Here is a 25751-nt window from a genome sequence, read left to right as displayed (position 1 = left end):
TTTCATCAGAATATTTTCCTTCAGTAGTGAGAATTATTGAAGACTCAGTGCTGAGATGTTTAAGAAATTCTAGACCTCAGCACAGTCTCACAATAGCTTGAAACTTGGGTATATTCTATCCCATTTTCCGATAACTACTTAGAAGCTAAGAAACTTAAATGATACACGAACCCTTTTGCTGGATGGGTTTGTAATTCTTGAATTACGGCTTTTCCATTCCAGTTCAAATCGGCAACATTTAACTCAATTTCGGTTTTCTGAACACGAGCTTGTTTGAGCAAACGTTCGATAACTTTGGCATCAACAACCAAAGAGATAGACTCGTTACCACTGTGTCCATATAAATTGGCAGGAATCAAACCAGAGCGACGCAAAGCATTTGGTTTGCTACCTTCTGGTCGTTTTTGACATTCAACGGTGAGGCTCATAAAAATCTAAAACTCAAAGTTATTTACGCACACAGATTGGCAATCATAGCTCAAAACCTAGGCACTCAGCAATGAAGCTGGTGTACCATCGGGGTGGAGCAAAGCACGCTTAGGACCATGAATCGGGTCTTCCACAATGATAGTCTGATCGCGGCTGGCACCCAAGGAAACAATGGCAATGGGAACTTCCATTAATTCTGCCAAAAACTTGAGATAGTCTAAAGCTTGGCGGGGTAAATCTTCCAAGTTTCGACACTGGGTTGTAGACTGTTGCCAACCGGGGAAAGTTCGATAAATGGGACGACAACGAGCGAATTTTCTGGCACTGGTGGGGAAATGTTCACAGCGATCGCCGTCAATTTCGTAAGCCACACATACCTTAATTTCTTCTAAATCATCCAACACGTCTAACTTGGTAATCGCTAAACAATCCATACCATTAATTCGGACTGCATAGCGTCCAATTACCCCGTCAAACCAACCACAACGACGCTTTCTCCCTGTGGTAGTGCCGAATTCTGCACCCTTTTCGCAGAGTAATTCACCCAATTCTCCATCTAACTCCGTAGGAAAGGGACCTTCACCTACACGGGTAGTATAAGCCTTGGCGACACCAATTACTCGGTCAATCATTGTCGGACCTAAACCTGTACCGACGCAAGCACCTCCGGCAACAGGGTTAGAAGATGTGACGTAGGGATAGGTTCCATGATCTAAGTCTAGAAGAGTTCCCTGTGCCCCTTCAAAGAGAATATTACGTCGTCTTTGGATAGCATCATATATTTTCAGGGAGCTATCAACTACGTAACGCCGTAAACGTTCGGCATAACCTAGGTACTCCTCGATCACTTGCTTTGTATCTAAAGGCGGAATATTATACAGTTTCTCTAAAATGACGTTCTTATAGTTGATAGCCCACTCCAATTGTTTTTGCAAACCTTGGGAGTCCATCAAATCAAGCATTCTGATACCAGTTCGTTCAGACTTATCAGCATAGGTCGGACCAATTCCCCGACCAGTTGTGCCAATTTTATGACTGCCCCGACGTTCTTCTGAAGCTTGGTCTATCAAGCGATGATAGGGCATTGTCACATGGGCATTTTCGGCAATAAACAGGTTTTCAGTCGAGATATTTAAACTTTCTAATTGGTCAAGTTCTTTGATTAAAACCTGTGGATCAATCACTGTTCCAGAACCGATTATGCACTCAGTGTCAGGATACAAAATACCAGAGGGAATCAAATGCAGTTTAAAGGTTTGTTCCTTAACTACAATTGTGTGTCCAGCATTGACACCCCCTTGGTAACGTACGACAACATCTGCGGAGCGACTGAGTAAGTCGGTGATTTTTCCTTTTCCTTCGTCGCCCCACTGGGCGCCTATAACAATGACGTTAGCCAAGTGTTTATTCTATAGAGCTAAAGTTTTCACAAACAATAATTATTTACAGATATTGTGATTTATGTCAAGGATTCTTATTAAAGTTTGAGCTATTTATTCATATTTGATTGCAGGGGGTAGGTATAAATTTACATCCATTCTTCTAGCTCAATAGTTAAGAACTATAACCTCAGATGATTCTGTCTATGACTCCTGAATTCACTCCAGAGCAAACAAGTACATTAGTATTTTTTATATCAATTAGAGAAACTTCTCATTTTTTGTAATTTTGTAACTTTTTACAGATGAACAAAATCAGGTAATTGTAAATAAATATGAACTTTTCTCATGAATGGCGATCGCCATCAATAAATACCAATACCTCGATAGGAGTTCTACATTGGGGAATCCTGTAGATACCAAGTTTTCATGAATTTATATTCGGACATTCATGGGTTATCCAATACTGAGTACAGCAGGGTGTAAAGAAACTAACTGTTAAAAATCAAGAGAATGCTGAGGCTGGATGAATGTTAAATTCCACGCAGAGGTACTGGATTCCTCGGATTTTCAAGCTATTCCCTGAATCCTGAATATGGAAAGCTGAATTCTGGAATCATGGTACATAGAGACTGCCATAGTTAGCAAAACAGATTTTTCGATGATAACTAACTGCAAAATCTCACAGAATAAATATTGATTTTCATATCTTCTAGTATATGCAGTGATGAGTACTGAAAATTAGTAAATAATGGTAGTATCTATCACAGTTTTTTTTAATGATTAAGTTACTGTTAAGTTCTCCAGTTAAATAAAAGAAATATTTTATGTTACTTTTCTGCCCCTTCCCCCAGGGAGAAAGGCAAAGTATGAAGCAAGGAACCAGAGTTTTTCGTATCGATTTTAGCTTAATTATCACTGTTACTTTTCAATACTTAAATTATAGAAAACTCAGTATTTTGTTGGCAAAGTTAGGGGCTATAGCATGATGAGATGGTGTAGCATGAGAAAATTTACGGCAGTATTTGTGATGGCATTAGCAGTGATATTCGCTAATGTTTTACTGTCTTATAGCAATACCATGAAAATGATGGAAAGTCAGTTGCTAGTGACAGAATCTCAACAATTAATTAATGTCCTAGAAGGAAATTTACTGACCTTTCAGAATGCTAAAAATAGTCAATTGCTCTATTTGCTGACAGGGGAGAATGCTTACTTACAAAAGTATGATAATTTTCAAAGTAAAATTACAGAAAGTAAACGAATTCTCAAAGAGCAGTTGAGTGAGAAATCAAAGCGGCAAAAATTATTTTTATCAATTGAGGCAAAACTTGAGAGTAGTTGGCAACAGTGGCAAACAGAAATAGCATTGCGACAAAAGCAAGATTTGCAGAGTGTTGCTGCTTATATTACTTCACGTTCCCCAAAACAAGATGATGAGTTGAGTCAGGTAATTCATCAAGCAGTCAAAACAGAAGAAAGTTTATTACAAAAGCGGATGCAGCGATCGCAAACAAATTTAGACAAGGCGATCGCCATTTTTATTATCACTGCCCTGGTAGACTTAGTTCTGGTGACCATACTCTATTACTTGCTGCGTGGGTATATTCGACGACTGAAGCAGACGGAAAGCGCACTGCAAGATAGTGAAAACCGTTTACGGGCAATGTTTGATGCGGAACCCGAATGTATCCAATTAATCGCCCGTGATGGTAGATTACTGGAAATTAATGCTTCTGGATTAGCCATGCTGGAAGTAAAAAGTCCCGAAGTGGTAATTGGGAATCCTGTATATGCGGCGATCGCTCCAGAATATCGTGAAGATTTTTCTCTACTACATGAGAAAGTGTGTCAAGGAAAGCGGGGAACTTTAGAATTTGAAATTTTGGGGTTTCGTGGTGGCAAGCGTTGGGTAGAAACCCATGCAGTACCCTTGGTAAATGAAGCAGATGGCAGTTTTTTACACTTAGCAGTGACAAGGGATATTAGTAAGCGTAAACAGGCTGAACAGAAAATTCAAGAGCAAGCGGCATTACTCGACGTTGCTACTGATGCCATTATGGTTCAGGATATCCATAAACAGATTTTATATTGGAATAAGGGAGCAGAAAACCTTTACGGTTGGCGAGGGGAAGAAGTTTTGGGTAAAAATGCCTTTCAATTGTTGTATCAGGAAATTTCCCCCCAGTTGGAAGATGCTTTATTTACAGTTGTGCAACAGGGTGCATGGCAAGGAGAATTACACCAAGTCACCGATACAGGTAAAAATATCATAGTTGAGAGTCGTTGGACTTTGGTGCGGGATGAAGGGGGAAAAACCAAGTCGATTCTGATCGTAAATACGGAAATTACCCAGAAAAAACAACTCGAAGCACAATTACTGCGATCGCAAAGATTAGAAAGTATTGGTACCCTCGCAGGAGGAATTGCCCATGATTTAAATAATGTGCTTGCACCGATTCTACTCGCTGTACAACTCTTAGAAATGAAATCCCAGGATGCACAACAGCAAAGAATTCTCAGAACCCTGGAAAATAATGTGAAACGGGGGGCAAATTTAATCCGACAAGTATTATCCTTTGCCCGGGGGATTGAAAGCAAACAAACAGTGATTGATATTCGTCAATTAATCGGTGAAATTGAACAAATTATTCACCAAACTTTCCCAAAATGCATTACCTGGGAAACGGATATCCCCACCAATCTCTGGAATGTGCGAGGTGATACTACCCAACTGCACCAAGTCTTGATGAATTTAGTTGTCAATGCCCGTGATGCCATGGCTGAGGGTGGTAGGATTGATATCACTGCCCACAATTTCGTTATCGATCGCCACTATGCCCAAATGCATCTCGATGCTAAAGAAGGTGCTTATGTGGTGATTACCGTGGCAGATACGGGAATGGGAATACCCCCAAATATTCAGGAACGGATTTTTGAACCGTTTTTTACCACCAAGGAAGTCGGAAAAGGTACTGGTTTAGGTTTATCTACAGCCCTAGGGATTATCAAAAATCATCAGGGGTTTGTCAATGTGTATAGCGAAGTTGCCAGGGGAACAAAATTCCAAGTTTATTTACCCGCATTTCATCAATGCCCTGTACCCATACACCCCAGAGAAGGAGAAATGTTTACAGGCAATGGGCAACTCATTCTGATTGTAGATGATGAAGCCGCAATTAGAGAAATTACTAAATCTACCCTGGAAAGTCATAACTATCGTGCCATAACTGCCAATGATGCTGTGGAAGCATTAGCAATCTATGCCGATCGCCAACAGGAAATTACTGCTATTGTTCTGGATATGATGACACCAGGAATCGATGGGGCGATCGCCATTCGGACTCTACAAAAAATCAACCCCAACGTCAAGATTATCGCTGTCAGTGGTTTACTATCTCCTGAGAAAATCACCCATTCCCCAGATATAAATATCCAAGGATTTATTGCCAAACCCTTTACTACCCAAGAATTATTACAGACTCTGCATTCTATACTCCCAGACTGAGAAGTCACCCTTCCCCCTTGTATCTAATTGGTTTCTCAGTTAATGTAAATAATAATTAAAATTTTGCTGGAATAAACCACTATGGCATTATATGCTGAGTTACACAGGCATCTGGGTGGTTCGGTTGTTCCCCGTGTTTTATGGCGATACTTCGAGCGTCATTCGGCAGATTTAATTTCGCGGTTTCGCAATTATCCAGAATTTGAAGAGTTTTACACCAAACCCCGCAATACCCTAGATGAATACTTAGAATTGCACACCCTAGTCGAAAGCGTGCAAACCGTAACCACCCTCCCTTACTTTATCTATCGTCTACTCAGAGGGGCGTACATTTTTGAGAATTTAGCATACTTAGAGTTACGTTATACACCATATCTGCGTACCCCAGAACACCTGAGTCAATCAGCGAGAATTGACAAAATGACGGAAATCGTAGACGTGGTGGGAAAAGCTAGTCAAATCCCTGAATATCCCATCGTTACTAGCCAAATTCTCTGTATGCATTCTCGCTTACCCTACGAGGTGAATCGAGCAATTATTGATTTGGCAGCCCAAAATAGGCAGTATGTCTGTGCGGTGGATGTCGCAGGGGGAGACAGTTACTATGCAGAGCGTCTCCCAGAATGGATAGAGCTTTATCAATATGCCCTATCTTTGGGTCTTAATACCACCGGACATCTCTATGAAACCACATCAGGATGTTACCCGGAACTATTACCCTATTTGATGCGAATTGGGCATGGGATTCAAATACCTTTAATGTATCCAGAATTACTGCCAGATGTAGCGAGACGGAATCAGTGTTTAGAGATTTGCCCAACAACTTACTTGAAAACAGGGGCTTTACAGGATATTCGTCAGTTGAAGTCAGTTTTTGAGCAATGTTTCCAGGCAGGAGTTGATATCGCGATTTGTACGGATAATGCTGGGTTGCATAATGTTCGCTTACCCTTTGAATACGAAAATCTTCTCACCCACGATATTATCAGTTTCTCACAGTTACAAGCCTGCCAAGATGCGGCTTTTCGCCATGCTTTTGCTTGGCCCCATAGTCAACGTCCAGCATCATTATTACATGGCTTGTTGAATCCCCAACCTCAAACAACTTTAGCAAGGTGAGCCCAGCGATATAAAATTGGCATAAATCTCCCACAGGAGTAGGTGGTTGCGAAAATTTATAACTATGTGATTGCCTTCGCAGAGTGCAGCAAAGTGGCGCATTTGCAAGAGTTTTGCTGATTTTACATTCTGTTACATAGTGATATCATGTTCGCAGAATAACTTGTGTATCAGGCATCGGAAAATTTTCTTTTCCCCTGCTGCCTTAATTATAAGTATTCAACCGGACATGATATTAGGTTTATTTCCAGCGACTTACTTCTGAGTGTAGAGCATCAAAAGTCCGGAAAGATGATAGAATAAAACCCCCAGCCAAAGGCTGAAGGCTACAAACTCGGGTGCATCTACCATTTCTTTATCCTTGGTATGATTGGCAATATCCGGAAGAATTTCCCAATGGCGATCGCCTAGCTGTAATTGTCATGGGAATCTTGAGATTGAAGAATTGATTTTACTTTCGGAATCTATGGGATAACTGTGCAGTTTCTGTGAAGTATCCCCGGTTTACGTATTTTTCCCCACCTCGTTGTTCAAAAAAAGCTTAAATTTGGATGATTGTGCGAAATTTATCACCAACGCATAGAAATCATTTTTTATTAAGCTTTAATTTGTCACGATGAAAAAAGTATCACTCACAATCATGGTTGCACTAGCTCCGTTGTTAACTTGTTATCAATGGCAATCGAGTGCATCCTATGCCATCAATTATCAGGATATTTCACAAGAAAAGCATCTCAATTTTGATAATTGTAGCCGGGGAAATGAATCAGTAAAATGTCAAATAATCAACTCTGTCAATTATAGGGATAAATTCAAGGCAATTGTTGCCAATCAGTCGGAGAAAGGAGCAGCAGAGATTGAACCAGCGACAGATGAAAGTTTTTATAAATCAGCTATCCAATCATTAGAGAAAAAAGCCCAAGGATGTCAGGAAAAAAAGCAAGTTCACCGAAATATCAGCTATAGTATTTGTACTCATAATGGTAAACTAGTCACAGCTTCAGAAGCTTTACTAGAATTAGGTGACGGCATCGGATATTGGTTTGAGAATGGACAAGTCAAAGCATTCCGGAGGTTTCATTCCGATGAATTGATTTTCTTTGGAGAAGATGGAAAAGTTCAAGTCATGTTTTATCCAGATTATTCTGGGAATAATGGTGGTAAAATTCGCATGGTTTCTCCTGAAGAGATGAATAGTCAAGAGAGACGAGATAATGAAGAGGTTGCTAAGGCTGGTTATCAGAACATACTCAAAGTTTTTCGACTACGTTAATGATTTTTACAAAAATATTGTTTATTTATCACCTTGGAGTATAAATCTGGGGTGATTTTTTGTTAAATACAGATATGGTTGAATAGTCGAATCAGAATTTGATGCTATTTCACAGAGTTTATTTGACTTGTTCATACCAAATTGCCTTCTGTCGTATGAGTTTAAACTTGGTGAGATTGCTTCCTGACGCTCCGCTAAAGTTGCAATGACAGGGTACTATGTTTTGAGCGCAACTTGGTATCACTATAGAAAGTCTTGTAAAAACAGTATTTTTGAAGAATTACGAATTTGTATAAGGAGGTTGTGTGAAAGTTCAGGGAATCTCAAAAATCATCGAAGTACTTCAAGAAGAGTTGCCAAATTTATTTACCCAGGATATTTCCTATGATATTTACTCTCCAGATATTTCTTTTCGTGACCCAGTAAATAAGTTTCGGGGCAAATTCAGTTATAGAATTATATTTTGGACTTTGCGTTTCCATGGCAAGTTGTTTTTTACTCAGATATTTTTTGACTTACATCGTGTGACTCAATCTGAGGAAAACACCATTCTAGCAGAGTGGACTGTTAGGGGAAAATTACGGGTTCCTTGGGAAGCAAATATTTATTTTGAAGGATATTCCACCTATAAGCTGAATATAGATGGTTTAATATACGAGCATATTGATACTTGGGATCGTCAACCCGGAGAGATTTTGCGGCAATTTTTTCCCCAAAGATAATGAAATATCAAAAACTAATTCCGTTTATTCTCTTACCTTTCGTTCCCCTTGCGATCGCTGCTGATTATCTTCACTGGGGTGATACCGCAATTTTCATCACCTCTGCGATCGCCATCATTCCTGTTTCCATCTGGTTAAGTACCGCAGTCGAGAAAGTCGCAGTTTTTACAGGTGCGGTAGTTGGGGGTTTGGTGACTGCATTATTTGCCAATGCAACGGAATTAATTATCGCTCTGACTGCACTCCGTCAGGGTTTGGTGGATATTGTGGAAGCAAGTATTACCGGAAGTGTATTAGGTGCTTTACTACTGCTCCTTGGTTTGGGAATGTTTACGGGTGGTTTACGCTACAAGGAACAGACTTTTAAACCCATTGTTGCGAGGGTAAATGGTTCCTTTATGACTTTAGCTGCGATCGCCCTCGGTTTACCTACCACTGTGATTGCAACATCAAATATTGTTGATGAGATTGCAATTCGAGATATCTCTGTAATTGTCTCAACAATTCTGATTGCTGTTTACGGATTGACTTTAGTATTTTCCCTCGGTACTCACAGCTATTTGTACGAGGTGGGATTGAGTGATGCAGAGGAAGACGGAGAAACTACGAAATCATCAACCACACTCTGGTTATGGATTACTGTCTTGCTAGTTTCTACGGTAGCGATCGCCATTCTCTCTGATTTATTTGTGAGTGTAATTGAACCAGAAACTACTAGGTTAGGATTAACACCTCTGTTTACTGGTGTCATTCTCATCCCCTTACTCAGTGATGTTGCGGGATATGTCACCGTAATTCGCCTTTCCATGAAAAATAAAATGGACTTGGCTGTATCTTCTGTAACTGGTGATAGTTTATTAGTCGCTTCCTTTGTTGCCCCAATCTTAGTACTAGTTGGTCAATTTATCGGACAACCCATCACCCTCAACTTTAATCCCTTTGAAGTAATTGCCATCGCGATCGCCGTCACTGTTGCCAATTTAATCAGTTTTGGCGGACGTTCCAATTGGCTGGACGGTATCCTGTTAATTGCTACCTACATGATTTTGGGAGTAGCCTTTTACTACCATCCAGCTTAGTTAACTGACCTCACTTTAAAATATCGGCAAGGGCAGGTTGTAAATTTGGATACTTAAATTTAAAACCACTTTCGAGAGTTCTTTTTGGTAAAACTTGTTGCCCTTCCAAAACAATAATCGCTCCATCCCCCAGCATTGCTTCTAAAGCCAGGGCAGGAACCGGGAGCCAGGAGGGACGATTCATCACTTTTCCCATGGTGTTGCACAGTTCGTTCATCCGTACCGGGTTAGGAGCTGTTGCATTATATACTCCAGACATTTGGGGATTGGCGATCGCCTGAATAATCAAATTCACCACATCATCTAGATGAATCCAGGAAAACCACTGCTTACCGGTACCCAAGGGACCACCGGCAAATAATTTAAAGGGGGTAATCATTTTACCCAAAGCACCACCTAAACCCAAAACAATCCCAAAACGCAGCACCACTAATCGCACACCAGCATCAGTCACCTTGCTAGCTTCCCTTTCCCAAGTTTGACAGACTTCGGCGAGGAAATCATTGCCCGCAGCGCTATTCTCATCAAAGGTGGCAGTCTCACTAGTACCGTAGTAACCAATAGCAGAAGTATTAATTAAAACCTGGGGTCGAGGATTGGCTTTGCCTATGGCTTCCACAATCTTTTGGGTGGTTAATTGGCGACTATTAATGATTTCCTGCTTACGTTCAGTCGTCCAACGTCCTTCACCGATGGGTTCACCAGTCAAGTTAACAACCGCATCACATCCGGCGATCGCCTCTTGCCATATCCCCGATTCGGTGGGAGTATAGGCAACTAACTCCACATTGCCAAAAGCCTCAGTCGGAAACACCTTACGAGCATGGGCAGTATTCCGAGTCAAAACTACCACGCCCATACCTTCCTTGTGAAGTCGTTCCACTAAACGACTACCGACAAATCCTGTTGCTCCACTAATTGCTACTTTCATGTTTTTCCGCGCATCAGCCACAGCCTATTGTACTAGGTGGGAGGGTACAGGAGATAGGGTAATTATCACCTTTCCCCATCATTCATCACCTATTACCGGCAACTTCACCGATTCATGGGTAGAGTTTTTTATTGATTTTGTAAAGCTCTTATCTTGCACTCGGTTGTGTATTATAGGATGGACAGAGTGTTGCAAGGTATGGGGCGACTATGGCTTGATATCCAGCCCGTCTCCTATGCCTATCACCATGTTACTTATTGTTCCAAGGCGTGGGGCTATCATGGCTCGATATACCTGTTCATTTGTTCTTTCGATTACCATAGAAGAACTCCAGCCGTTACTGGTAGGACTGTTACAAGACTGTGGTTTGGATGTGCAATATTACAGCCGCGATTACATCATGGCACGGGAAATTCCTGGTAGTGTGACTTTCTCTAAATTGGTGACAGTGGAGGCATTAATTGAGAGTAGCACAGCCACAGATACAGAAACCCGGATGGCGATCGTGATTAAGAATGAAGAATTACCCCTGCAACGAGATAACCATTGTCGGCAATTATTTGAATTAGTTCGAGAACAAATAGAAAATAGTCGTTATTGGAATCTGATTGAGAGTTTAGCTGGTTGAGACTCTCTCAAAACTACTCCGCGACAATTTAGCTAATTTTTACCCAAAATTCTCCCGACTAGAAATCAGGAGAATTTTGCTTTCAGGACTTTAGCTCATACATAGCGATGGGAAAAAACATCTATTATTTCCATCCCTGAAAAGCTTGCTCTGTATTCACTGGCAATTTTTTGCCCCCTGATGGATGAGTTTCACCCTTCCCCTAATATGAGGAATTATTGATAATTCAACCTCGCGGTGCTAGTCTTCTTCATTTTCATTCATTCCCGGATTTATTAGGGTAATATCATACTCACTCATATCAGTTTGTCCAGGTGGTACGGTTTCTCCCTGGAGTAAATAGTAAATAGCACGGACTTGGGGACCAAAAATAATTTCGTCCTCATTCTTAAGATCATGAGCCGGCATTCTGCGACCATTGATCACTAAACCGTTAGAACTCACCTTCCCTTTAGCGTCACCATCGACAATCCGGTAATAAAAACTGCTGTGATCTCTTGGTAGTCTAACCAAGGTGGCATGGCGGCGGGAAACAAAATGCGATACTAAGCGAATATCACAATCGCGATCGCGCCCGATAGAATACACAGGACGATCTAGGGGAATTTCCTTTCGCCCTTGATCATCTTCGACAATGAGAATATGGTTTTCATTCGTTGCTGCTACTGCCATTGAAAAATCTTAGCTACTACAATCGCTGGAACTATATATTTACCGAAGTTTTGGTTGTGATAGCAAGGTAGATGATGACATCAAAATAGTTACCCGGAAAAACCAATAACTGTTCCTTGTCCCCTATATTTTGCTATACTTCTACACTTTACCCTTAAGACTTGCTCACTAACCACCTGAGTAAGACTGAATTAGTGACAACACTCACTGAACTAAAAGCCATGAGTGCAGCTGCTCCTGTAGGGGTAAGTACGAACCCAAAACTAGGTAATAAAACACCAGCTGCCAAGGGAATTCCTAATGTATTATAGGCAAAAGCCCAAAATAAGTTTTGGCGAATTTTCCCGAAGGTTGCCCGACTAAATCTGATTGATGTGACTACATCTTTTAACCGATTCCGCATTAATACGATGTCGGCTGTCTCCATAGCTACATCAGTACCTGCCTGCAAAGCAATACCAACATCAGCCTGAGAAAGGGCTGGGGCATCATTAATTCCATCTCCAACCATCGCCACAATTGATACTGGAGTTTCTGATTGCAGAGTTTGAATAATTGCAGCTTTTTTGCTGGGGGGTACTTCTGCCATGACATCGGTAGGTGAGAGTCCCAATTGCTTGGCGATCGCCTCTGCTGCAAATTTAGTATCGCCACTGAGTAACATTACCCGCAAACCCATGGCTTGTAATTCTGAGATGGTGGATTTGGCATCTGTTCTGAGAGTATCTTGCACGGCAATACAGCCAACGATGTCAGTTTCGACTGCCAAAGCAACAACGGTTTTTCCCTGGGCAATTAATTCCTGTGCTTGCTGCTGAAATTCTCCGGGAATTGTCACTCCGTGCCACTGCAACCATTGCCAATTCCCAATGACAATCATCTGTCCATCAATGACTCCGGAAACGCCTAAACCCGGTTCTGTGATAAAATCCTGGGCTGGGGGAATGGTGATTTTTGCCTCTAGGGCGGCTTGCTGAATGGCATTAGCAATCGGGTGACAAGTACCCCTTTCGACTGCTGCTGCCCAAGCAATTAAGCTTTCTTTGTCTGTGTCGCCCCAGGTAAGGCAGTCTGTGACTGTAGGATTACCAGTAGTGAGAGTGCCTGTTTTATCAAAAATCACCGTATTTAATTGATGAACTTTTTCCAGAACATCACCACCCTTAATTAATAAACCCTGTTCTGCACTCATTGCCGTACCGACAAGAATTGCCGTGGGTGTAGCTAATCCCAGGGCACAGGGGCAGGCAACCACCATGACAGCGATCGCTAATTTTAAGCTAAATAACAGGGATGAATTACTATCTGAAGCTGTGTGATAAATATGACTATGGCTTTCTCCATGCCCCAGATGAGACATGAACATTTGTCCAGAACTGGGTAAATCATGCCAAATATGAGTGCCCAGAAAATACCAAAATACAAATGTTAACAGGGCAGCAGTTAACACTCCATAGGTAAAATAGCCGGCGACGGTATCTGCTAACTTCTGTACAGGAGCTTTACGAGTTTGGGCAGTTTCCACCAGGGTGACAATTTGCGCCAAGGTAGTATCCTTACCGATACGTGTCGCTTCCATGGCGATCGCCCCCGACTGATTGATGGTTCCTGCGGTGACGATATCACCCACCTGTTTGAATACAGGTATGGCTTCCCCTGTTAACATCGATTCATCCACGGTGGTTTGCCCCACGACTACTGCACCATCCACGGGGATTTTCTCTCCTGGTAACACTTGTAGCCATTCTCCTACCCGCACCTGCTCTGCGGGAATTTCTACCACATCACTAGATGTGACTCCTAATTTGGGGATTAATTTGGCTGTCTGGGGTTTGAGAGCGAGTAATTGCCGAAAAGCTGACGCAGCTTTGCCCCTAGCTTGTTTTTCTAAAGTTCTACCCAAGAGAATAAAACCTAACATCATCACCGGTTCATCAAAAAAACATTCCCAACCCAAGCTCGGAAATATTAGAGCCACCAAACTAGCGGTGTAAGCTGTTAACATTCCTAACCCAACAAGGGTATTCATATTGGGTGCATTGTGGCGTACACCTTGCCATCCATCCCGAAAAATTTCCCGCCCTGGAAATAATAAAGCTACCGTGGCAAGAGCAAAATGGAACCAAATCCCATGGATAGCGGGGAAAATTGCATAGGTAAAACTGCCGAAATGCCCAATTATAGAGAGGGTGAGGAGGGCGATCGCCACAATTAATTGTCTTTTGGCAACCTGCATTTCCTGATTTTGCCTTTCCGTTGCATCTTGTAGCTGATTTGTACTACCTGCTACATGACTATCCGTAGTTCTAGCCTGAGTCGGAAATCCAACTTTTGTTAATTCTTCAGCCAGCAACTCTGCGGGTATAGTACCTGAAACTAATTCCACCACCGCAACTTCCGTTGCGAGATTTACACAGACATTTTTGACTTCCGGAAATTGTGTTAGCCGTCTTTCCACTGCTTTCACGCATCCAGCACACTTCATTCCCCCCACATCCAAAATGAGCTTTTCCACATCTGGAGTCGGTTCTGAAGCAAGATTAGTTTTCGACACAAGTTCCATGGGAGATTGTCTAGATTCGTTACGGGATTTCCAGGCTCATAGAAAGCGCCTCTATTTTGAGGTTAGGCGAAATTCGTGACTATGATCGGCAGTCTTACTTATTAACTTTTATTAAGAACAGCAAGCATCCGATCCCCCACTGTTGAGAAAAGTCTGGTTTCCCAGGAATTTTCCACCTTATTTGTAGCCCCTGTAACGAACAGAATTTTCACTCCTGACTATGATTCCTAGAGGCGGTTCACATTCCAGCGACGGAAATACATCATATAAATAGCCGCACTAATTTGGATAGGGAAAAGTACCATTTGACCTTTGTAAAAGTCATTAACACCCAAGCCAGACACACCGAGAAAATAGATGCAGCTAATGATAAAAATTGCGACAAGACGATATTTTTTCATCTGTGGATATCGACCATGAGTTAATTTGAGATTTGGAATCAAGTTAGATGATGCAGCAGAGTATCTTTCATTTGATATAGAAAGAAATTTTCCCAGATAAAAACGACTTTGCCATCCCGCATCAGCAATGATTTATAGTCATGATTTATGGCATCTTTGAGATTATTTCTTGTATGGATAAAATATACTGATGCTCCTATCTGACTGGTATTTTATTTATAGAGTAAAAAGGCAATGAAGCTATTAGTACTAGCTATGGGAAATATATATTTTTCTCGATGACAAGCTCAAATATTCCTATTTAGCTTTATCCTGAGTGGATAATTTTTCAGATAGATAATTCCTGGAATTCCGTTTTTTCGCAATCCTCAGAATTATCCTAAAACCATCCTTGACGATTGACAAAATAGGTATTGACAAACTCATCATGGGATTTATTTAAATAAATCATCCCCTCAATTAAACCTACAAATTGCATAATGAGTAGCGTTAAGCCATAGGTAAAATAGCCTCCAACAACAGAAACTATCAAAACTATTACAGCTTCCACTGTATAACCAAGGATAAATTTATGGACACCAAAACCACCAAAAATAATACCAGTATATCCAGCTAAGATTTGTTTAGTCGCATGACTAGGAGTTAGATTTGCCATACCTGATGTTTCCTTGAAATCAATGTATAAAATGAAATTTAAGTCTTGCTTTAAAGTTATATCTATTTACCCTTAGGCGCAATATTTTCTAGTAACAGAAATCTTGCTATCAAGCTTAATGGGATAAAAATAAGAGAGGTGAGCGATAAAATATACTTTAAGCTACTGACTCAAAACTAAATTAATATAGGCAATTCCGTAAATCTACTTTAGGTAGAAGAAATTTATGCCCACAGACAACTATATGTTATAGATTAAACTAAAAACTCCATCGGTATTCCCTTTTTTAATTAGGAAATAATGAAGTTTTCATGTAATTATCTTCTGTACAGATAAAATACTATTTCCCCATAGACTCACATCCAATTATCAATAGCAATTACTCGCTGACTTCAAGACAAGGTTATTTTGAAGTGACAGCAATTATCTGATATGTATTTGTATCACAGTTACAGGAAATTAGTATAACTATTAACGAGAAAATCTATTACAGATAATCTCTTTTATTCTGGCAAAAATCACCACAGTATATTTATTACTACAGTTCAAAGGCTAGAGTCTCCGGACTGTTACTGATTACAGCCTAAAACGTCACCAATTGATAATGCTTAATTTAGATACCTGATAAATAGCTGAATAATCAACATTAGGATTAGTTCCTAGCTACAGCCTATAACAACAATAAAAATAGATTTGTACAAGTTGGACTTTTTTGCAAAGGAAAAACGGTATCAAAAAGTACAAAATTTTTGTGATTTTGGCTAGACTGATAGAGACTTGGAAAACCAAATGATGTCTGAGATAGGCTTTATCTGGGAGGGTTTTGATATTTCCCCATCAGAATTAACTATCCTCGGTTGACTGCAAGATAAGAGGTATCAGTGTCAATCACAGAATTAGTATTTTGTAGCTAACTTTGCGACTTCCTAGAGGCGGTAAACTTGGGCTATCTTGGCATCAAATTATAGATGGAATCAAGTTAGCATTTTTTCCTCTTGATTACCAATGTCTGTCGGTAGATTTTTTCAAATATTTGTATCCGAAACAATTGAAGTTTGTCAACAGTGTTAATCAAATTTGATGGAATTTTCCCTAGGCGGGCATATCTAGTGGGAAAAATGGGATAAAAAGTAGCGACGGTAGAAGATGAGATAGAATCCAATATCCCAAATCCAGGTGTTTTACTGGTTACTGCTACCCAAAACAAATAGACTGAGAAGAGTGCCACTGTTCCACAAACTGTGAAGTAACATTGAGGCAAGAAGATTGCGCGATCGCGTATAGACTACACCCAAAACCACCCCTAGGGCAAAGAGCGGTAAAATTTCCGACAGGCTCAAGTGTGCCACCGCAAAGACTAAGCTGCTGATCAGAATTGCTCCCCACACAGACATATAGCGAGTTAGGGAAGGTAGCAAAAAGCCACGAAACAGGAATTCTTCAAATACCGGAGCGGCGATCGCGGCTGTAAAGAAAAATAAGAACAAAGCTATGTTGCTATGGCTAGACAATACCAACTGTAACAGGGGATTACTGCCTCCTTGCCCCTGCCAAAATTTTTGATTTACCAGGGAAATAATCACCACAATCGGTAAAGCTGCACAGTAACCACCTAACCCCCAGAGGAACCAACGACTGCGTAACTGAAAACGGAACCAATCAGGAGATAGGGGAAAATAGGGCTTAATTGTCGCAAACAAGACAGCGATCGCCCCAGAGGCAACAATTAAATAACTCAGAAATACGAAAAAAGCTTGAATCCTTACATCCGTAATCGGACGGGGAAAAGGTAAAATTGATACCAGAATGGGCATAACAAACTGCCCAACCAGAATTTGCCCAATGAAGAAAAAACCAAATATATAGACTTGTAAGGTGGTTTCCCCATCCCAGGGTGTCTGCCAAGGTATATCCTCATTTTGTGCCAGAAGGGAATTCTTACCTTTTATCAGTCGTTGCCCTAGGACAAAAATCAATAATCCTAAGCCTAGCAAGCCCGTAATACCTGGTAAAGTTGCCACAATGGCTAATTTCACCACCGCTTGCTCTCCCGCTTCCTGTTGCTGGGCAACCACCTCTGATACTGCCTCCGAGCGCTGTTGTAATTCATACAATCGCTCTAAAGCTGTCAGACGAAACCATCCTTCGAGATTCTTTTGAATTAGGGGTTGAGCATTGGGTAAGAGACTGGGGGGATTACTCCACATTCCCGCTAATGCTGCTGCGGTTTCTCCGGTTTCTCCCGGATTTCCCCTGGGGATTCTTGCTTGTAAACGCTTCCAAGTATTGACTGCTACTTCTGTCTGCTTTTGCTCTGCTTGCAAAACCCCCAAACGTAAATCTAATTCCGTGATGAGATTATCAACTTCCTGTACTGACTGTTTCATTTGCTGAGAATCAACAGGAGCTTGCTGATTCAGCTTTTCCAGGGTTTTTTCTGCCGAGTCACGCACATCTTGATATTGCTTTGTTGCACTCACTAGAGGTTTTGTCCCTAGCAGGCTGGTTTTTAGCGATCGCCAATTTTGTTGACTATTTTCAGCATCATTTCCCTCTGGTTGCCACTCCTGCGCTTGTAACAGGATATCCGTTTGGTAGAGTTCCAATCGGCTTTGAATTTGGGGTTTTTGCCAACTCTCATATAAAGCCTGACCATAATACAAGATAGCCACTAAAGTCAGCAAAATTGTCAACAAGCGCTTGATTGTCATACCGATTTGGGGTTTGAGAGTTTCGATTCAATCATACTAAGTTGCTTTGAAGCAGTTATCAGTTATCTCTACAAGAAAAATAACTCTCGCCGATGGCAAGCTACTACACATTTAATCATCCACTCGGCAACTGATGAGGCACATTTACCACAGCAAATAACAGTTAGGTTGAAACCATGTTCACTCACTTAACGGTATCACGAGAATTCCTCGCCTCACGTAAACCTGAATCCGTATGATTTTTAGCCTCACTGCTGAAGGTAGGTATCCTCATCAGACATCTTCTCAGAACAAAAAGCTCTCCTCAAACCCTTTTCCCATATTGTTCTTACCTTAAAAAATCTTGTTCCCGAACTCTGGGCGCTAGCTTCTGAAGTTCAAAATCGGACTGTGATTTCCACGGAACTTACTGAAGCCAGTCCAGTCATTTTCCGTGGTTTTACCTATTCACATTTGGTATTACGTATCAGCATAATGTCAGGCAATGAAATCGGAATATAAAAACTTGCATAAGTAGACCGCAAAACTACATACAAGGGAAATCCACTTCATTCTCGGTATTTGCTGAGTAATTATACCTTGCAGGTCAATCACCAAACAAGGATTATAAAGGGCGAAAATATGCAAAGTCACGGGATTGTAGCTGCCAATATGGGCAACGGAAGTACCAGCAACGGGATGCCATCCCTAACCATGGACTCATCCGGTTGGCAACACCAAATGCCGAACCCAGACATGAACGCCAGTCAGTCTGAGGCACAAGTGCAGAAAGTGTTAGTTGAGCTACGTTTACCCCAACATCAGGGTGTATCAGGTGTATCACAAATAGCATCGGCAATAAATTTTACTAGTTTCCAAATGGATACTAGCTATGAGCCGATACCAGTAACCCCTAGCAGTAGACAAGCTTTACTTGCGAGCAATGAGAACACGATTCTCGTGCGGGGGGTAATAGAAGAAGACAGAATTTCCGAACTGGAAGCGCAGCCAAATGTCATCAAAGTCTACAAAGACACTCCCATTGCTCCCTTTGATACATCAGCGTTGCTGGAAAAAACAGAAAAAGACCAAGTTACGCCCATGGAAGGCACGGGAAACTGTCCTATTGGCACTTGTGACTGTTCTCCAACAACGCCAAAGGGCACCATGGTAGATGTAGCCAAGTACCTAGGTGTAGACCAAATCTGGGCAGCAGGCTTTAAGGGAGACGGTATCGTTGTTGGTATCGTTGACGGTGGTATTACTGCCGAAGGACGTAATGTCGGACCGATGGAAACAATCCGGCGCATTCCCAACGTAATTGGGGGACCTGCGAGTGATTGGGGAACCACCGCCCGCGCTTGGGGTGAACACGGTAATATGTGTGCCACCGATGTCCTAGGTATGGCTCCCAATGCCAAGCTCTATGACTGCCGGATTTCTAATGGTGATTCCATTTCTAATGCTCTGAGAGTGTTTGAGTGGGCGATTAAACAACACCAAACCGATGGTACACCTCACATTCTCAGCAATAGCTGGGGTGTCTACCAAAAAAATTGGGATGAATTTTATGCCACCAATCCCGACCATCCCTTCACCCGCAAGGTAGTAGAAGCCATCAATGAAGGGATTCTGATGCTGTTCGCTGCGGGTAACTGTGGTGCTTCCTGTCCAGCAGGTAGATGTGGTGAGGATAAGGGTCCTGGTAAGAGTATCTGGGGTGCTAATGGTCATCCTTTAGTGATGACGGTTGGTGCTGTGAATAAAGATGAGGAATTCGTCGGTTACAGCAGTCAAGGACCAGCAGCGTTAGACCCCAACAAACCAGATTTCTGCTCCATTACCCACTTCCGGGGTTATTTCGGGAGTGATAACGGCACTTCTGCGGCAACTCCCATTGCTGCGGGGGCGATCGCCCTTCTCAAACAGGCAAAACCCAGTCTTACCCAGGAAGAAGTCAAGCAGGTTCTGAAAAATACAGCCAAAAACATTGGTGAACCTGGTTTCGACCAACATTCGGGTGCTGGCATCATCCAGATGAAAGCCGCTTTTGACAAACTGCTACCCCAACAACCCCAATGGTCAGAATGGGAAAGTCTTGGTGGCATTTGTTTCTCCTCGGCTACGGCAAGTACTTGGGGTAAAAACCGCTTAGATACTTTTACCTTGGGTGGAGATAGTGCCATCTACCACAAATCCTGGAGTGGTGATATGTGGGGTGAGTGGGAAAACCTCGGTGGTTTCAGCTTAACTGCACCCACAGCCATTAGTCGCAGTGTGAACCAAATAGATGTGTTCTCCATTGGGCAACAACGGCAATTGCTCCGTAAATCTTTCAATGGCTCTAGTTGGGGTGAATGGGAAGATTTAGGCGGCTTTTGTAAACAGGGTATTGCTGTTTCCAGCTGGGGTGAGAACCGTTTAGATGTCTTCAGTGTTGGCTCAGATAACGCTGTTTGGCAAAAGTCTTGGGATGGTTCCACCTGGAGTCAGTGGGTAAGTTTAGGGGGTAAGAGTTTATCCGCTCCCGCAGCAGTTTCCTGGGGCGAGAATCGCATCGACCTCTTTGTACGAGGTGGTGATCATGCCATCTATAGCAAATCTTTTGACGGTAAATCCTGGAGTAGTAACTGGGAAAGTTTAGGTGGTTTATGGCTATATTCTCCGGCTGTTACCAGTTGGGGAGCCAATCGCCTAGATGTGTTCGCGATCGCTACAGATAACGCCCTTTACCGTAAGTCTTGGGATAGTTCAACTTGGAGTAGCTGGGAAAACCTTGGTGGTGCTTGTGTTTCCTCTCCTGCGGCTACTTCTTGGGGACTAAACCGAATCGATACCTTTGTGGTTGGTGCAGATAACGCTCTCTACCACAAATGGTTTGGCTAACCAGACCATCAGGTGCATAGGTGTGATTTAAGACAATTTCCTATTTTCGGCTAGATAAGACAAAGACATAAATCGGGCGGGGTGACACCCGTCTTTTTTTTTGTCAAATATTTCCACTCATTTCTGAGCTATTGATATAGCTGTAGCCAATCCTAATAGAGTATCGCCCTACTATCAGTCTATGATTTTTTAGCTATACAAACATACCCCAGCATCAATTCCAGTCAACAATGGGCGAACCGGGGGATAAAACTGGGAACGTGTCAAAATAAAGTATCAGTGAAATTGCAGTCTTGACCAATGGTGTGGAATCCAGGGCAGCAGTTATTTGGCGATCGCTACATCATCGAGAGAAAATTGGGCGAAGGTGGTGTTGGTATTAACTATCTCGCGAAACATAGACGCGGTGAGTTGCGAGTGATCAAAACCCTCAGAGAACAAATACTCAACGATCCCAACTGGATACCATTTTCACCCTTGAAGAAGGAAGGTTAAGGAGTTAGGGGAAGAGATGGGTTCCCCTAATTTTTATACGAATACTGACCGTACTATGCTATATAATTTCTGGCAAAACTCAGAGGCATCTCAGATAGTGATTGCCATTTATCCCGGTAGCTTTGACCCCATCACCCTCGGACACCTCGATATTATCCAACGTGGTGCCAAACTTTTTGATCAGGTGGTTGTGGCAGTTTTGCGAAATCCTAATAAAGCACCCCTGTTTACAGTGCAGCGAAGGTTGGAACAGATTCGCACTTCGACAAAACATTTAACCAATGTGGAAGCAGATGCCTTTGACGGTTTAACTGTTAACTATGCTCAGATGCGCCAAGCTTGCGTATTGTTGCGGGGGTTACGTGCTATTTCTGACTTCGAGGTGGAGCTACAAATGGCGCATACCAATAAAACTCTCTCAACAGAAATTGAAACTGTTTTTTTAGCGACCTCAAACGAGTATAGTTTTTTAAGTAGTAGTGTGGTAAAAGAGATTGCAAAGTTTGGCGGCTCTGTCGATCATCTTGTCCCCCCACACGTTGCCCTGGATATTTACCAATGCTACGCCCAAAACCATCCAGTATCGAACCAAATTACAACAGAATCAACGAAACCCCTCCAGAGTTAGAAGAAATGTCCTATGAAGACGCGAATCTTACCGGTAGCGTAGACATTCAGCAGGAACTCAACCGCTTGGAGGAGATGGTGCTTGCTAGTTTTCACATTCCTCTAACACGACGGACGTTAGTAGATGAGGAAAAACTTTTAGAGCAGTTAGATTTTATTCGCCTTGCCTTACCACCAGCTTTTCAGGAAGCCATGGTAGTGATGGAGCAAAAGGAGGAAATCCTCTTGCAGGCAGAAGAATACGGGCAGAAGATTGTAGACGCTGCCCAGGCGAAAAGAGCGCAAGTTCTGGATGAAAATGACATCATCAGGCAAGCGCAACAGGATGCTGAACAGATACGTCGTCAGGTGCAGCAGGAATGTGAGGCTATGATGCAGGAAACCTTGGAGGAAATTAATCAAAGACGGCGACAATGTCAGCAGGAAATTGAAGAAATGCAACGTCAGGCGATCGCCGATGCGGAAGCGATTCAACAAGGTGCGGATGAATATGCTGATAGTACGCTAGAAAATATCGAACAACAACTACATGATATGTTGCGTATCATTACTAATGGACGGCAGCAACTCAATCCCTATGGAAATAAAGGACGTAATCATCCCGGCAGGAAAAAGTAGTTAAATGTCTTGACAATGGTGGCTATTGAGTCAATTCACACGAAACACTGGCGATTAATTAGGAAGTATTGATTATGACAATGTTTTTAATTCAGGGCAGCTATAAAGTTATCAAAACTGCTCCTGATGGTGATTCTATTCGCTTCTATCCGAGTAATCCCCAAATTTGGAGTAAAGTCAATAGCCGAGTCCGGACAAATCACCTAGGGGGTGTACAGTTACGTTTAGATAGTATTGATGCTCTGGAAACCCATTTTCAGCCTAGAGGTGGTAGCCTGGGTACACAAAGCCAACCGTTGGAATATGCCCACGCTGCTGCTGATGAATTACTCAAATTCCTTGGCTTTAAAAGTTTTCACCGCAATGATAATGAGCAAATTACGAAATCAGAACCAGAACAAGTTCCCGGTTTTATTCTGACTAATTCTGCTGATACCTATGGTAGAAGTGTGGCTTTTGCTTTTAAAGGTAAGGCGGAAGCTGCCGATGGTAGTAGTATCTATATTGATAAGTCTCTATTAAAAAAAAGCGCTAATTATCATTTAATTGCATCGGGTTTAGTCTATCCTACCTTTTATTCCAAGCTCTATCCAGATATTCGTCAGTTATTGGCTGAAGCTGCTGTCAATGCCAGAAAAGCAAATAAGGGTTTGTGGCAATTAGATAAAACAAATCAAGGTTTTATCCTCGAAAATCTTCAGACAATCACCGATGATATTGTGATACTGCCTAAGCTATTCCGTCGCTTACTAGGCTATCTGGCAATTAATGATGGTGATTTTTCTCTGACAGGTTTTCCTGATTATTTGAAATCTCTGAATGATAGATTAATTATTATTTCTGAAGGTCATGTTACTGGGTTTAATTATGTTGTGGAAGTGCAGGGACAAAACCTCAAACTCACACGATTACCGGAAGATTTAGTGTTTATCGAAAAATAAATTTCCCAGAAAAAAGTCTGACTATGATTAATCACAGTCAGACTTCCGTATCTATGAAATCAAAACTATTTGTTCGGTTGGGGAGTCATCCGCAAATAGGGTTTAATTTCTTGATATCCTTTGGGAAATTTCTCCTTCAGAACCTCTGGATCTTTGAGAGAGGGTACAATCACGCAATCCTCACCATCTTTCCAGTCTGCTGGTGTAGCAACGCTGTAATGATCTGTGAGTTGTAGTGAATCAATTACCCGCAAAATTTCATCAAAGTTGCGTCCCGTGCTGGGAGGATAGGTAAAAGAGAGACGCAATTTTTTCTGAGGGTCAATAATAAATACAGAGCGCACTGTGACAGTAGCTGCTGCGTTGGGGTGGATCATGTCATAAAGTTCAGAAACCTTACGATCGGGATCTGCCAAAATCGGGTAGTTGAGTGCGGTTCCTTGGGTTTCTTCAATGTCACCCACCCAACCATTGTGAGAGTCTACATCATCAACGCTCAGAGCGATCGCCTTGACGTTACGTTTGTCAAATTCTGGTTTCAGTTTTGCAACTGTACCTAACTCGGTAGTGCAAACAGGTGTGAAATCTGCGGGGTGAGAAAATAAAATTACCCAGCTGTCACCTGCCCAACTATAAAAATCTATTTCACCGTGTGTCGAGGCTTGAGTAAAGTTTGGTACTGTATCACCTAAACGGAGTGCCATTTGAGATTCCCTGTGCTTGAAAAAAGCTTACGTGTTATCATCATGACACAAAACCCGGTTTTCCAATCGGGCTTGAGATGTTCGATACAAAATTTTAAGTAGTTTAGCGATTCTTTAATTTTTGTAACATGAGATAATTCGTTCATAGGCATTAACCGTTTGTTGGGCGATCGCCTGCCAACTGTATTGTCTCAGAGCGTATTCTTTAGCACTGTTTCCGCGTTTATACCGTTCTTCGGGGTTTTCCAATCCTGTACGAAGTGCTGCTGTCAATGCTGGCACATCCATGGGACACACCCATCCACAATTATTATCCCTCACTTCATTACAAATATGTACCTGGTCGGAAATCACCACGGGTTTCCCAGCTACCATCGCTTCAGCCACAGCAATGCCAAAATTTTCGTAGTAGGAGGGTAAAACGAATATATCCGCAGCTTGTAGGAGAGCGGATTTCATCTCTCCGGTGACAAAACCAGTGATAGTGGTACGCGATCGCAAGCTGGAATTGTGAATTTGTGATTTTATCTTTTCTTCGTAGTTCGGGTCTTGAGGATTTGTTCCTGCTAGGACAAAATGAAAATTATATCCGTCTGCTAATAGCTTTTCTAAACTGGGTATTAACAAATCCAAACCTTTTTTCGGGTCAATTCGTGACATGAATAGAATTATGGGGAGCGCATCATCAATATTAAATTGACTACGAATAGGATTTTCTACTGCTGAGATAATTTTTGGAGGATATACACCCAGGGGTAGGACTAAATCCTGGGTTTTTGCCCCAAAACGATGGGATACTTTTGACTCTTGTTCACTAGTAAAATGCATTGCCGCAGCACCAGCAATATTTGCCTTTTCTAGGATTCCTGCATATACCTGTTTAAAAAATTTCTTTTTACGCAAATCAGCTGGGTCGAGAGTTCCCAAAGGACGGAGAATATAAGGTATTGCTTTCTGACGACAAATATTAGCTGCCACACTACTGACAGGAGAAAATAAAGCATGAATATGAGCTAAATCAAAATTATTGCCATAACGATTTAACCAATTGCATAAATCAAGGGAAAACTTATAACGTTGAAATGGCGCACAACGAAAATAGACTATATCGTATCCATCCTTTGTGACTGGAACATTTAAAGGTACATTTAATGGTTTTTGACCGCGATCGCCATTACTATTTGTAGTTAAAACTGTGACTTTAACCCCCGCTTCTGCTAATGCTGGAGCTAGTCCTAAAATCATTTGACTAGGACCACCATAAACCAAAGAAATAGAAGGAACTATTTGTAATATTTTCATGTAAAGTAGGAAAAAGTGCTAGGGAATAGGGAAGCAATATATCAAAAGTTATGCCACTATTTAATAATTAGTGTTTTTTTATTTATCAAGAATAAGGGTATTTAGGGTTTTTCACAATAGCCACTAAAT

General features: G+C 41.7%; 21 protein-coding genes. 11 read left to right on the top strand and 10 right to left on the bottom strand.

The window, feature by feature from the left end; all coding sequences use genetic code 11:
* Positions 1 to 134: 134 nt before the first annotated feature.
* Both rplY and IJ00_RS16215 read right to left on the bottom strand, forming a co-directional pair.
* Positions 135 to 428, bottom strand: coding sequence for a 50S ribosomal protein L25 (gene rplY / locus IJ00_RS16220; protein ID WP_035154589.1), 294 nt, complete (start codon positions 426 to 428; stop codon positions 135 to 137).
* 57 nt (positions 429 to 485) lie between these two features.
* On the bottom strand, positions 486 to 1829 hold the full coding sequence (locus IJ00_RS16215; protein ID WP_035154588.1) for an adenylosuccinate synthase: 1344 nt from the start codon (positions 1827 to 1829) through the stop codon (positions 486 to 488).
* A gap of 982 nt (positions 1830 to 2811) precedes the next feature.
* On the opposite strand from IJ00_RS16215, the gene IJ00_RS16210 reads away from it, so the two are divergent.
* From IJ00_RS16210 to cax, 5 genes are all read left to right on the top strand, one after another.
* The gene (locus IJ00_RS16210) at positions 2812 to 5316 is read left to right on the top strand and encodes a PAS domain S-box protein (RefSeq protein ID WP_238178349.1); all 2505 of its coding nucleotides are present in this window, start codon (positions 2812 to 2814) and stop codon (positions 5314 to 5316) included.
* A gap of 81 nt (positions 5317 to 5397) precedes the next feature.
* On the top strand, positions 5398 to 6435 hold the full coding sequence (locus tag IJ00_RS16205) for an adenosine deaminase (protein WP_035154584.1): 1038 nt from the start codon (positions 5398 to 5400) through the stop codon (positions 6433 to 6435).
* A 616-nt stretch (positions 6436 to 7051) separates the two neighbouring features.
* Positions 7052 to 7708, top strand: coding sequence for a hypothetical protein (locus IJ00_RS16200; protein WP_168163495.1), 657 nt, complete (start codon positions 7052 to 7054; stop codon positions 7706 to 7708).
* 305 nt (positions 7709 to 8013) lie between these two features.
* Positions 8014 to 8430, top strand: coding sequence for a DUF2358 domain-containing protein (locus IJ00_RS16195; RefSeq protein WP_035154580.1), 417 nt, complete (start codon positions 8014 to 8016; stop codon positions 8428 to 8430).
* The gene (gene cax / locus IJ00_RS16190; protein WP_035154578.1) at positions 8430 to 9509 is read left to right on the top strand and encodes a calcium/proton exchanger; all 1080 of its coding nucleotides are present in this window, start codon (positions 8430 to 8432) and stop codon (positions 9507 to 9509) included. Before IJ00_RS16195 ends, cax begins: the two co-directional genes overlap by 1 nt.
* Positions 9510 to 9519: 10 nt before the next feature.
* On the opposite strand, the gene IJ00_RS16185 is transcribed toward cax, so the two are convergent.
* A complete protein-coding gene (locus tag IJ00_RS16185) occupies positions 9520 to 10440 on the bottom strand; it encodes a TIGR01777 family oxidoreductase (RefSeq protein ID WP_035154577.1) in 921 nt (306 codons plus the stop codon).
* Between the two features lie 280 nt (positions 10441 to 10720).
* Here IJ00_RS16185 and IJ00_RS16180 point away from each other — a divergent pair, with 280 nt between their 5' ends.
* On the top strand, positions 10721 to 11068 hold the full coding sequence (locus tag IJ00_RS16180) for a hypothetical protein (RefSeq protein ID WP_035159154.1): 348 nt from the start codon (positions 10721 to 10723) through the stop codon (positions 11066 to 11068).
* Between the two features lie 240 nt (positions 11069 to 11308).
* Here IJ00_RS16180 and IJ00_RS16175 read toward each other — a convergent pair whose 3' ends face one another.
* The 5 genes from IJ00_RS16175 to IJ00_RS16160 form a co-directional block, all read right to left on the bottom strand.
* Positions 11309 to 11740, bottom strand: a complete 432-nt coding sequence (locus IJ00_RS16175; RefSeq protein ID WP_035154575.1) for an FHA domain-containing protein — start codon at positions 11738 to 11740, stop codon at positions 11309 to 11311.
* 154 nt (positions 11741 to 11894) lie between these two features.
* Positions 11895 to 14303, bottom strand: a complete 2409-nt coding sequence (locus IJ00_RS16170) for a cation-translocating P-type ATPase (RefSeq protein ID WP_035154573.1) — start codon at positions 14301 to 14303, stop codon at positions 11895 to 11897.
* A 227-nt stretch (positions 14304 to 14530) separates the two neighbouring features.
* On the bottom strand, positions 14531 to 14704 hold the full coding sequence (locus IJ00_RS29120; RefSeq protein WP_168163494.1) for a hypothetical protein: 174 nt from the start codon (positions 14702 to 14704) through the stop codon (positions 14531 to 14533).
* A 379-nt stretch (positions 14705 to 15083) separates the two neighbouring features.
* A complete protein-coding gene (locus IJ00_RS16165; protein WP_035154571.1) occupies positions 15084 to 15359 on the bottom strand; it encodes a TM2 domain-containing protein in 276 nt (91 codons plus the stop codon).
* Positions 15360 to 16540: 1181 nt separating this feature from the next.
* Positions 16541 to 18070 (bottom strand): CPBP family intramembrane glutamic endopeptidase, encoded by a 1530-nt coding sequence (locus IJ00_RS16160; RefSeq protein ID WP_035154569.1) that lies wholly within the window; start codon positions 18068 to 18070, stop codon positions 16541 to 16543.
* A 621-nt stretch (positions 18071 to 18691) separates the two neighbouring features.
* Between IJ00_RS16160 and IJ00_RS16155 the strand changes: the two genes are divergently transcribed.
* The 5 genes from IJ00_RS16155 (at position 18692) to IJ00_RS16135 (ending at position 23616) form a co-directional block, all read left to right on the top strand.
* Positions 18692 to 20935 (top strand): S8 family serine peptidase, encoded by a 2244-nt coding sequence (locus tag IJ00_RS16155; protein ID WP_035154568.1) that lies wholly within the window; start codon positions 18692 to 18694, stop codon positions 20933 to 20935.
* 300 nt (positions 20936 to 21235) lie between these two features.
* Positions 21236 to 21430, top strand: a complete 195-nt coding sequence (locus IJ00_RS16150) for a hypothetical protein (protein WP_144416049.1) — start codon at positions 21236 to 21238, stop codon at positions 21428 to 21430.
* Between the two features lie 97 nt (positions 21431 to 21527).
* Positions 21528 to 22058, top strand: a complete 531-nt coding sequence (gene coaD, locus IJ00_RS16145; protein WP_035159152.1) for a pantetheine-phosphate adenylyltransferase — start codon at positions 21528 to 21530, stop codon at positions 22056 to 22058.
* On the top strand, positions 21989 to 22675 hold the full coding sequence (locus tag IJ00_RS16140; RefSeq protein ID WP_201782633.1) for a DivIVA domain-containing protein: 687 nt from the start codon (positions 21989 to 21991) through the stop codon (positions 22673 to 22675). Before coaD ends, IJ00_RS16140 begins: the two co-directional genes overlap by 70 nt.
* A 74-nt stretch (positions 22676 to 22749) precedes the next feature.
* On the top strand, positions 22750 to 23616 hold the full coding sequence (locus IJ00_RS16135; RefSeq protein ID WP_035154567.1) for a thermonuclease family protein: 867 nt from the start codon (positions 22750 to 22752) through the stop codon (positions 23614 to 23616).
* A gap of 65 nt (positions 23617 to 23681) precedes the next feature.
* Here IJ00_RS16135 and IJ00_RS16130 read toward each other — a convergent pair whose 3' ends face one another.
* Together IJ00_RS16130 and hpsP are read right to left on the bottom strand one after the other, a co-directional pair.
* Positions 23682 to 24320, bottom strand: coding sequence for a peroxiredoxin (locus IJ00_RS16130; protein ID WP_035154566.1), 639 nt, complete (start codon positions 24318 to 24320; stop codon positions 23682 to 23684).
* 114 nt (positions 24321 to 24434) lie between these two features.
* On the bottom strand, positions 24435 to 25622 hold the full coding sequence (hpsP, locus tag IJ00_RS16125) for a hormogonium polysaccharide biosynthesis glycosyltransferase HpsP (protein WP_035154565.1): 1188 nt from the start codon (positions 25620 to 25622) through the stop codon (positions 24435 to 24437).
* Between the last annotated feature and the right edge of the window lie 129 nt (positions 25623 to 25751).

The sequence above is a fragment of the Calothrix sp. 336/3 genome (genome assembly GCF_000734895.2).
In the GTDB taxonomy this organism is placed as follows: domain Bacteria; phylum Cyanobacteriota; class Cyanobacteriia; order Cyanobacteriales; family Nostocaceae; genus 336-3.
This window is presented reverse-complemented; position numbering and strand designations above follow the sequence as displayed.